This is a genomic window from Gemmobacter lutimaris (assembly GCF_003570715.1).
GTDB lineage: Bacteria > Pseudomonadota > Alphaproteobacteria > Rhodobacterales > Rhodobacteraceae > Gemmobacter > Gemmobacter lutimaris.
The window spans coordinates 58,031-66,717 of the sequence record NZ_QXXQ01000019.1 but is presented as its reverse complement, the minus strand read 5'-3'; the positions used below and the strand labels follow the sequence as shown (position 1 = coordinate 66,717).

General features: G+C 64.7%; 13 protein-coding genes. 7 read left to right on the top strand and 6 right to left on the bottom strand.

Annotated features, from left to right (window positions below):
* The first annotated feature begins 287 nt into the window (after positions 1 to 287).
* Positions 288 to 854 carry a hypothetical protein gene (locus D2N39_RS20370; RefSeq protein ID WP_147373527.1) on the top strand — a complete coding sequence of 189 codons (567 nt, stop codon included), beginning with the start codon at positions 288 to 290 and terminating at the stop codon, positions 852 to 854.
* A gap of 17 nt (positions 855 to 871) precedes the next feature.
* Entirely contained in the window at positions 872 to 1,069 is a 198-nt protein-coding gene (locus tag D2N39_RS20365) for a hypothetical protein (RefSeq protein ID WP_119136616.1), read from the top strand.
* 48 nt (positions 1,070 to 1,117) lie between these two features.
* On the opposite strand, the gene D2N39_RS20360 is transcribed toward D2N39_RS20365, so the two are convergent.
* From D2N39_RS20360 to D2N39_RS20335, 6 genes are all read right to left on the bottom strand, one after another.
* On the bottom strand, positions 1,118 to 1,654 hold the full coding sequence (locus tag D2N39_RS20360; RefSeq protein WP_119136615.1) for a DUF3489 domain-containing protein: 537 nt from the start codon (positions 1,652 to 1,654) through the stop codon (positions 1,118 to 1,120).
* 11 nt (positions 1,655 to 1,665) lie between these two features.
* Complete coding sequence (locus D2N39_RS20355; protein ID WP_119136614.1) at positions 1,666 to 1,890, bottom strand: hypothetical protein; 225 nt, start codon at positions 1,888 to 1,890, stop codon at positions 1,666 to 1,668.
* Positions 1,880 to 2,107, bottom strand: a complete 228-nt coding sequence (locus D2N39_RS20350; RefSeq protein WP_119136613.1) for a hypothetical protein — start codon at positions 2,105 to 2,107, stop codon at positions 1,880 to 1,882. The genes D2N39_RS20355 and D2N39_RS20350 overlap by 11 nt, the downstream gene beginning before the upstream one ends.
* Positions 2,108 to 2,209: 102 nt before the next feature.
* Positions 2,210 to 2,506, bottom strand: a complete 297-nt coding sequence (locus tag D2N39_RS20345; protein WP_119136612.1) for a hypothetical protein — start codon at positions 2,504 to 2,506, stop codon at positions 2,210 to 2,212.
* Between the two features lie 9 nt (positions 2,507 to 2,515).
* Positions 2,516 to 2,737: a hypothetical protein gene (locus D2N39_RS20340; protein WP_119136611.1), complete on the bottom strand. Its 222-nt coding sequence runs from the start codon at positions 2,735 to 2,737 to the stop codon at positions 2,516 to 2,518.
* Between the two features lie 14 nt (positions 2,738 to 2,751).
* Positions 2,752 to 2,952 (bottom strand): DUF6900 domain-containing protein, encoded by a 201-nt coding sequence (locus D2N39_RS20335; protein ID WP_119136610.1) that lies wholly within the window; start codon positions 2,950 to 2,952, stop codon positions 2,752 to 2,754.
* Positions 2,953 to 3,081: 129 nt separating this feature from the next.
* On the opposite strand from D2N39_RS20335, the gene D2N39_RS20330 reads away from it, so the two are divergent.
* Genes D2N39_RS20330 through D2N39_RS20310 form a run of 5 tightly spaced genes read left to right on the top strand, consistent with a single transcriptional unit; the run spans position 3,082 to position 8,650 of the window.
* On the top strand, positions 3,082 to 3,618 hold the full coding sequence (locus tag D2N39_RS20330) for a hypothetical protein (protein WP_119136609.1): 537 nt from the start codon (positions 3,082 to 3,084) through the stop codon (positions 3,616 to 3,618).
* Positions 3,566 to 5,620 carry a phage terminase large subunit family protein gene (locus D2N39_RS20325; protein WP_119136608.1) on the top strand — a complete coding sequence of 685 codons (2,055 nt, stop codon included), beginning with the start codon at positions 3,566 to 3,568 and terminating at the stop codon, positions 5,618 to 5,620. Before D2N39_RS20330 ends, D2N39_RS20325 begins: the two co-directional genes overlap by 53 nt.
* 1 nt (position 5,621) lies before the next feature.
* Positions 5,622 to 5,837, top strand: a complete 216-nt coding sequence (locus D2N39_RS20320; protein WP_037246412.1) for a phage head-tail joining protein — start codon at positions 5,622 to 5,624, stop codon at positions 5,835 to 5,837.
* Positions 5,838 to 5,840: 3 nt separating this feature from the next.
* On the top strand, positions 5,841 to 7,337 hold the full coding sequence (locus D2N39_RS20315; RefSeq protein ID WP_119136607.1) for a phage portal protein: 1,497 nt from the start codon (positions 5,841 to 5,843) through the stop codon (positions 7,335 to 7,337).
* Positions 7,337 to 8,650, top strand: coding sequence for a S49 family peptidase (locus D2N39_RS20310; protein ID WP_199725321.1), 1,314 nt, complete (start codon positions 7,337 to 7,339; stop codon positions 8,648 to 8,650). The genes D2N39_RS20315 and D2N39_RS20310 overlap by 1 nt, the downstream gene beginning before the upstream one ends.
* Positions 8,651 to 8,687: the final 37 nt, after the last annotated feature.

Sequence of the window (8,687 nt, the reverse complement as noted above, 5' to 3'; positions counted from 1 at the left end):
GCCGCCGCGGCCCGAAAAAAGAAGGAGACAAACCCGCCCTTGACCCCAGCATGAACCGAAATCCATAATTAGAGGTGGCTCACTTCTCGGCGAAAAAACCGGCTCACTTCTGGGTGAAAATCAACAGCTCTGGTACCCAGATCGTCGCCGCAGAACGCACTATGCGACGGTGCTTCGCGATGGAACTAGATCCCGTCTATTGCGACGCGGCGGTGCGGCGGTGGGAGATGGCGACGGGGAAGAAGGGCGCCAGACTACAAGGTTAATAGCTTTCATCGGAGAGGACGTTGGCCCATAAAGCCCTTGATGCAAAGGAATTCGAGACCCGACCTGCCATGCAAGATGACACCGCCATCAATCCCGTAACCTTCGTGGAAATGAAGGCGAGCGTCGGCTCGATCCTGTTTCTTTGGTCGTCCATAGAACGTGAGATCACCAAGCGTGTCGAAGAACTGGACGACGGCACGAGTCGCAACGGGGCACACACCTTGGCCCAGAAAATCGCGCGTTGGGAAAGCCTACAGGCGTCAATCTGCGCTGAACGCGCCGAACACCAGGATTTGGTCAAGGAAGTGCGCACCCGCCTCATGATGGCACTAGAGCTCAGGAATCGTATCAGCCACGGCCTGATCGGCATAACGGCCGACCCCTTCGGCAATCGCGGGGACGCACATCTGGAGACGGAACTGAACGGCGAGAAGAGAAAGCATACACATTCCGACTTGGAGCACGTGATGCGCATCCTGTCGCACATGGTCTGGGCCATTGGCAGCTTGAGCGATGCTGCAAGGCAAAAGGATCCCCGAAAGGCTGAAAACGCCTATGTCGGGATCCGGTTGAATCATCTGCCGTGACCCAATAGCCTTGACCCATGACCGAAGGCTGGCAACATATCGAAATCAACGACCATGGGACCATCGTTGTCCTGCGTCCGATCTCGGACGAGGGACGGTCGTGGTTCGAGGACAATGTCGGTGATCCGGAGCCGGGCGGGATCTACACTTGTGAGCCGCGCATGGCGCAGGACATCCTGCAGGCGGCAGCACGCGATCTTCTGTCTTGGCAATGAGTTACCGCCGCGCGGTCGGAACGGCGGCGGTCAGAAGTTCACGATGGTTCAGGCAGGCAGCTTGTAGACGGTCCCTCGCCCCTCGACCTTCCCGGAGGTGACTGGCAAGGCGAGCTTCTTCTTCAAAACGCCTGAGATTGCACCACGAGCGCTATGCGACATCCACCCGGTCGCCTCGACAATCTCTGCAATGGAAGCCCCCTCAGGGCGCCCCAGCATCTCGATCAGCAGTGCCTGCTTGGTCCCTTCACGCTGGCTCGGCGGCTTCAGTGGCGGCGCCTTGACGGCATGTTCGCGGATTGCAGCGACGGTTTTCACCACCACCGGCTCGATCCCGATGGCCAGCAAGCCAGCATCCGTCACCACCAGCGTGGTGCCATGTCCATCGCCCGTCTCTCGCCAGAGCGGTTCACCCCGGCGCAGGTTGGCATCAACCTCCTGCAGCCAGCCGTGTTCGATCATCTTCGACACAGCCATCTTCGCCGCCGCACCGGCCAGCCCCTTGGGCAGCGGCAGGGCGATGTTGTCGGGGCGCTGGGCTCCGGCGCTGAGGATGATGGTCTGGGTTTCGGTCAGCTTTGTCATCTAGGGTTCCCCTATTGGTCGTTGGCGGCAAGGAAGGCGGTGATGCGCGACATCAGGTCGTTGTGGCCGTCGGCATCCGTGCCGATGATCACGTCGCCATCGTCGTCGCGCTCCAGATCGGCGATCTCTCGCAAAAGGGCGATAGCGCGGTCGCAGGCGGCCAGTCGCTCTGCCTCCCATGCGGCGGAGATCGCATCCTGTTCGATCTGGTGGCGCTGGGCGGGATCAAGCGGCATGTTCGCCCTCCTTGAACGCGCTGTCAGTGATCTGGCGCAGAAGGCTGGCGTAGTGGTTCAGGGTGCCGACGTGGCCCCAATTGATCTCGTCCGGGTGGGTCTCGAAGTGATCGTCGCTCAGGGCCTTCAGGCGCTCCAGCATCGCTTCGATCTGGAACTTGGCGGTCATGAAGGCGTCGAGGGCTTTGGCATTGTCGGTCGCGCGGCGGGTGGTCATGGCGGGGTCTCCGGGGGTGAGTTGCATCGTTTCTGTGTAATCACCATCGCTCTGGTGGGGCGGCTAGTGTAGGTAAATCCAAGCAATATCAGTGCTTTCTGATTACACTCCGGGTGCATCGGCCCTTGGCACCACATGCACCCACTCGCATCCGATCCACATGTAGAGATGCGCAAACTCCCGCGTCGGGCGCGGCAGGATGCGCGGTGCGCGCGGTGGGCTGAAGCAATCCAGCGCCTCGGGCGTGACCTGCCGGATTTCCCGGGCGGTGAGAATGTCCTCGGGTTTCCAGCGTGCCAGCGCGGGCAGCATGTGGGCGGGATAGCCGTCGAAATGGACGTAAACATGCGCCCATTCCTCGGGGCCGATCTGGATGGCGATCTGCGCGCGGGTGCTCATGGCCGCACCTCAGATCAGCTGCAGATCGACCAGCATGGCGCTGGCGACAGCCAGCTGCGTGGTCGGCAGGTCGATCTTGATGTGCGAAAAGAGGTCCGAGCAGTCGGCCTTGATACCGCCCTCGCGCAGCGCGGCTTCGATCACCTCCGCCACCACGTTGGGGCGCGAGCGGTCGAGATGGTCGGGCAGTGTGTCGATGTCGATGCGGATGGTGGTGGTGGCCATGGTCATGTCCCTGCCCTCCCTCAGCGCTTCGTCGCGGCGCTGACGCCCGCAGCGAAGGCCTCGACCAAGGCGGCGCGGATCGCCCAGACGGCGACATCGTGGAAATCCAGACGGTCGCTGTTCTGGGTCTCCAGCGTCTCGATGCTGTGGAAATGCTTCGTCGCAATCTCCAGCAGCAGGGCGTCGCTGGGGGCTTTTGCGGGGGCGGTCTTGGTGGTCATGGCGTGGTCTCCGGGGGTGAGTTGCATCGTTTTCCTTGGACCCAGAATCGCTCTACACGGGAGTGTAATCAACTGAATAAGAAGATCATTTCCGTTTAATTCCAATACCTTGAGGTAAATCTAAGAGCCATGGAAGGTATGTCCGAGCGGGAGTATTCCGCCCACTCCGGCCTCTCTCGCGGGGCGATCCAGAAGGCCCGAAAAGCCAGTCGGCTGGTGGTTTACAGCGATGGGTCTATCAACGCCGCCGCGTCGGATGTGCGGCGTGGCGAGATGACCGATCCGGACCAGCAGCGCCGCAGCACGGGTGGTGATGCCGGGTTTTCCGGGCCAGCAGACAGCTCGTCCTATCTGAAGGCGCGCACGGCGCTGACGGTTTACCAGGCGCAGGACAAGCAGCTTGGCATTCAGAAGAAGAAGGGCACGCTGGTCGACCGGGCCCGGGCAGAAGCGCTGGTGTTCCGGTTGGCCCGACAGGAACGCGATACTTGGGTCACCTGGCCCAACAGAGTGGCAGCGCTGATGGCGGCTGAAGTGGCCTTGGGAGTGGAAAAACAAACCGGCACGCCGGTGATCATCGAGGCCGCGATCCTGCAGAGGGTGTTGGAAGCCCATGTCAGACAGCACCTCGACGACCTCGCCGATCTCCGGGTTTCCCTCGGATAGCGCCGACACGGCTAGCAACGACCTGACGGACGACCTCGACCTTGGCTTTGACGGGGCCGAGGACATCCTGCGCTCCTGGCGCAAAGGGATGCGTCCCGACCCAGACCTGACGGTGTCGGAATGGGCGGATGAACATCGCTGGCTGTCCTCGCGCGGGGCGGCCGAACCGGGGCGCTATCGTACGGCCCGCGCGCCCTACCTGCGCGAGATCATGGATGCGCTGTCACCGCGCCACCCGGCGCAGCGCGTGACCTTCATGAAGGCGGCGCAGGTCGGCGCGACCGAGGCTGGCAACAACTGGATCGGCTTTGTCATCCATCACGCGCCGGGGCCAATGCTGGCGGTATTGCCATCCCTCGAACTGGCGAAGCGGACGTCGCGCGGGCGGCTCGACCCCCTGATTTCTGACTCCCCTGCGCTGCGCGAACGAGTCAATCCGGCACGGTCCCGCGACGCGGGCAATTCGATGCTGTCGAAGGAGTTCCCCGGCGGTATCCTGGTGCTGACCGGTGCCAACAGCGCCACCGGCCTGCGGTCGATGCCCGCGCGCTACATCTTCCTCGACGAGGTAGACGCCTATCCGGCGTCGGCAGATGAAGAGGGCGACCCGGTCACTCTGGCGGAGGCGCGGACCACCACCTTCTCGCACCGGCGCAAGGTGTTCATGGTCTCGACTCCGACGATCCGGGGGCTGAGCCGGATCGAGCGCGAGTTCGAGGCATCGGACCAGCGCCGGTATTTCGTGCCCTGCCCCCACTGCGGGGCGATGCAATGGCTGCAGTTCGAACGCCTGCGCTGGGACAAAGGACGGCCCGACACGGCGGCCTATCACTGCGAGGGCTGCGAACGCCCCATCGCCGAGCATCACAAGACTCAGATGCTGGAATGCGGGGAGTGGCGCGCGACGGCTGTTTCCGCCGATCCGCATTCCATCGGCTTCCACATCTCGGCGCTCTATTCGCCGCTGGGCTGGAAAAGCTGGCAGCAGATCGCGCGCGAGTGGCTGGCAGCGCAAGGCTCGGAAGAGATGCTGCGCGTCGCGCGCAATACCCTGCTGGGCGAGACATGGGTGGAGTCGGGCGAAGCCCCTGAGTGGCAGCGGCTGGCGGAACGTCGCGAAAGCTACGCGGGCGCGCAGATCCCCGTCGGCGGTCTGTTCCTTACGGCTGGCGTCGATGTGCAGAAGGACCGGATCGAGGTCGATGTCTGGGCCTGGGGTCGAGGTCTGGAAAGCTGGCTGGTCGATCACATCGTCATTGCGGGTGGCCCAGACGATCCGGCCTGCTGGGACAAGCTGACGGCCCTGCTCGGTCGAACATGGACCTGCGCCAATGGGGCGGTGATGGTGATCGGCAAGCTGGCCATCGACACCGGCTATGAAGCCCCGGCGGTTTACGCATGGGCGCGGAAACAGGGCTTCGACCAGGTCGCACCGATCAAGGGCCTCGAAGGCTTCAACCGCGCCACGCCAGTGTCGGGTCCGACCTTTGTGGATGCCACTATCGGCGGCAAGCGTCTGCGCCGCGGGGCGCGGCTGTGGTCGGTGGCCACCGCGACCTTCAAGACTGAGACCTACCGCTTCCTGCGGCTGGAGCGGCCAAGTGACGAAGACCGCGCGCTGGGCGTGCTGGACGCGCCCGGCACGGTGCATCTGCCCGACTGGATCGACACCGAATGGCTGAAGCAACTGGTGGCGGAACAGCTGGTCACCGTGCGCAACAAGCGCGGCTATGCCCACCCTGAATGGCAGAAGATGCGGGAACGCAACGAGGCGCTGGACGCCCGCGTCTACGCGCGGGCGGCAGCATGGATCATGGGCGCGGATCGCTGGGACGAGGCGACTTGGCGGCGGCTTGAAGCACAGGCCGGGGTGGAAACCCGACCGGCGCCCACGCCTGCCGTCGCGACTGAACTTGCAGCGCCCGCCACGCCCAAGGCCGGAACACCGACCACGCCACGGCGCAAACGCCGGGCATATACACCGAACTTCATGAGGGACTGAAATGGATCTGGAACGGATGCGCGCCCTGTTGGCCGCGCTGCAGGAGGCACGTTATGCGGGCGTCCGGTCAGTCAGCTATGACGGCAAATCGATCAACTATGGCTCAGACGCCGAACTGGCGAACGCCATCAGCGATCTGGAAACCAGGATTGCCACGGCCTCCACCGGTACCCCGCGTCGTCGGCGCTGGGGCACTGTCGCGTCAAAAGGTCTGTGATCCATGGCGTTCGAGGCTTTCCGCCAGCGGCTGGGGTCGATCATCGGCGGGTTTGACGCGGCACAGTCGCATCGTCGCCTGCGCGGGTTCCGGGCATCCCGCGCCCATGTGAACACGCTGATCGCAGCCTCGGGCGACACCATCACCGCCCGCGCCCGCTGGCTGGTCCGCAACAACGGCTATGCCGCCAATGCCGTGGAAAGCTTCGCCAGCAATGTCGTTGGCGACGGCATCAAGCCCTCTTCGATCCTCGCGGATGCGGCCAAGAAGGAAGAGCTGCAGGCACTCTGGCTCGCGTGGACTGACGATGCTGACGCCGAAGGGCTAACGGATTTCTACGGGCTGCAGCGGCGCGCGGCGCGCGAGGTCTTCCTGTCGGGCGAGGTCTTCATCCGCATCCGACCGCGCCGGGCCGACGACGGACTGGCGGTGCCGCTGCAACTACAGATGCTGCCCGCCGAGATGCTGCCTCTCGACATGAACCGGACCCTGCCCGGCGCAGGGCTGATCCGGCAGGGCATCGAGTTCGACGGCATCGGCCGTCGCATTGCCTATCACTTCCTGCGTCGCCACCCCGGTGATCTGACCGATCCGGGTCTGGCTGGGGAAACCGTCCGCGTCCCGGCTGGCGATGTGATCCATGTCCTCGACCCCGTCGAGGCTGGCCAGCTGCGCGGCGTGTCGCGGTTTGCAGCCGCCATCGTCAAACTGTTCACGCTGGACCTCTATGACGATGCCGAACTGGAGCGGAAGAAAATCGCGGCGATGTTCGCGATGTTCATCACGTCGCCCGCCCCGGAAACGCCGCTGGAGCCGACCGAGGAGGATCTGGAGGTTGAACCCGGACAGGTGGTGCGGTTGGATCCGGGTGAGGATGTGTCTACCCCGGCCACACCGGACTCGGGCGGCACCTATGAGCCGTTCCAGTATCGCACCCTGCTGCAGATCGCGGCGGCGCTGGGCGTGCCCTACGGCTATCTGACCGGCGACACGGCGAAGGGCAACTTCTCCAACACGCGGATATCCCTTATCGAATTTCGCCGCCGGATCTCGGCCTGGCAGCATGGGGTGCTGGTCTACCAGCTCTGCCGCGCGGTCTGGGTGCGCTGGATGGACACCGCCGTGTTGTCCGGTGCGCTGGACCTGCCCGGCTACGACAGCCAGCGGCGCCAATATCAGGCCTGCGCCTGGTTGCCGACCAAGTGGGACTGGATAGACCCGATGAAGGACGCCTCGGCCGAGATCCTGCAGATCGAGGCGGGCCTGAAGTCTCGGACGCAAGCCTTGGCAGAGCGTGGGTACGACGCCGAGCAGGTGGACCGCGAAATCGCAGCCGAACGCAAACGGGAAGCAGCGCTGGGCCTCGACTTCCGTCGCCCTGGGTCACCCGCGCAAGGGCCGGGTGAAGGCACGGCGAAGGATACGGATCAGGACAGCGCCAACGACGACGAGACCGACAACACCGCCGATGAAAAACCCGACCCCAAGGAGGGCGCATGATGCACCATGCCCAAATCGCCCAGCGCGCCTTCAACACGCCCCTGATGGTCGACCCGGCCAAGGCGCTGGCCTTCCTGTCGGGGCTGGGGCCGCGCATCACCGGGAAGGAAATCACGTTCCAGGGGTTGGCGGTCGACAGCCCCGATCAGGCCACGGCCGCACTTCCCGCCCGCGCCTCTCTGTTCGGGAACGACCTTGCCCAGCGTCATCAGCGCAATGGCACCCAGCCCTTTGCGGTGGTCGATGGCATCGCGGTCATCGAAATCGCCGGAACGCTTGTGCACCGTGGCGCTTGGATCGGGCAATCTTCCGGTCTGACCTCCTATGAGGGGATCGCCGCCCAGCTGCAGGCCGCACTGGCCGATCCCGGCGTGCGTGGCATCGCACTGGACATCGACAGTTTCGGTGGCGAGGTCGCCGGGGCCTTCGATCTGGCCGACCGCATCCGGGCGGCGCGATCGCAAAAGCCGGTCCACGCCTTTGTGGCAGAGCATGCCCTGTCGGCTGGTTATGTCCTCGCCTCTCAGGCCGACCGGATCATCCTGCCCCGCACCGGCGCTGTCGGCAGCATCGGTGTTGTCGCGCTTCACACTGACATGAGCGGCGCCCTCGATCAGAAGGGCATCGCCGTCACGCTAATCCACGCAGGATTGCACAAGGTCGATGCCAATCCCTATCAGCCCCTGCCCGAAGCGGTGCACGACCAGATGCAGCGTGAGTTGGAGGTTGTGCGCTTTCTCTTCGCTGAAACCGTCGCTGCCGGTCGCGGGGACCGGCTGCCACAGGCCGCAGCACTGGCCACCGAAGCTGCGGTCTTCCGCGGGGCCGACGCCATCGCCGCCGGTCTGGCCGACGATCTCGCCGATCCCGTCGCCGCCTTCCACGCCTTCGCCGCCGCGCCTCGCGGCACAACCTCCCCCAGCAGAAAGGGCCCACAGATGACCACCACACCTGAAATTTACGCCGACACGACGGCGCCCCTTGCAACACCGCCAGTCGCGGCTGCGCCAGAGCCGCCAACTGCGGCGGCCAATGTAACGCCAACGACCATGACCGCCGACGCAATTCGCGCCGAGGCCGCCGAGGTGGCGCTGGTTTGTGCGCAGGCCGCCCGGCTGGGCGTGACCATCGACGCGGCCGACGCCGTCACGCGCGGGTTGAAACCCGACGCATTGCGCGCCCGGGTGTTAGCCGATCTCGCCGCCCGCAGCGATGCCGCTGGCATCATCGCTACCGCCCCAGCTGCAGCTGCCGCCAAAGACAGCCCAATCATCGCCGCCGCACGGAAGGCCGCGACCGACGCCAAGCGCTGAACCGGCGCCGCTCCTACCTGCACCACCCCCAACACAT

Bases quoted from the DNA above. Each gene is read 5' to 3' on its own strand.
- D2N39_RS20355 (WP_119136614.1), bottom strand. From the start codon at position 1,890: ATGCCGCTTGATCCCGCCCAGCGCCACCAGATCGAACAGGATGCGATC.
- D2N39_RS20365 (WP_119136616.1), top strand. From the start codon at position 872: ATGACCGAAGGCTGGCAACATATCGAAATCAACGACCATGGGACCATC.
- D2N39_RS20315 (WP_119136607.1), top strand. From the start codon at position 5,841: ATGGCGTTCGAGGCTTTCCGCCAGCGGCTGGGGTCGATCATCGGCGGG.
- D2N39_RS20345 (WP_119136612.1), bottom strand. From the start codon at position 2,506: ATGAGCACCCGCGCGCAGATCGCCATCCAGATCGGCCCCGAGGAATGG.
- D2N39_RS20325 (WP_119136608.1), top strand. From the start codon at position 3,566: ATGTCAGACAGCACCTCGACGACCTCGCCGATCTCCGGGTTTCCCTCG.
- D2N39_RS20360 (WP_119136615.1), bottom strand. From the start codon at position 1,654: ATGACAAAGCTGACCGAAACCCAGACCATCATCCTCAGCGCCGGAGCC.
- D2N39_RS20340 (WP_119136611.1), bottom strand. From the start codon at position 2,737: ATGACCATGGCCACCACCACCATCCGCATCGACATCGACACACTGCCC.
- D2N39_RS20330 (WP_119136609.1), top strand. From the start codon at position 3,082: ATGGAAGGTATGTCCGAGCGGGAGTATTCCGCCCACTCCGGCCTCTCT.
- D2N39_RS20320 (WP_037246412.1), top strand. From the start codon at position 5,622: ATGGATCTGGAACGGATGCGCGCCCTGTTGGCCGCGCTGCAGGAGGCA.
- D2N39_RS20310 (WP_199725321.1), top strand. From the start codon at position 7,337: ATGCACCATGCCCAAATCGCCCAGCGCGCCTTCAACACGCCCCTGATG.
- D2N39_RS20350 (WP_119136613.1), bottom strand. From the start codon at position 2,107: ATGACCACCCGCCGCGCGACCGACAATGCCAAAGCCCTCGACGCCTTC.
- D2N39_RS20335 (WP_119136610.1), bottom strand. From the start codon at position 2,952: ATGACCACCAAGACCGCCCCCGCAAAAGCCCCCAGCGACGCCCTGCTG.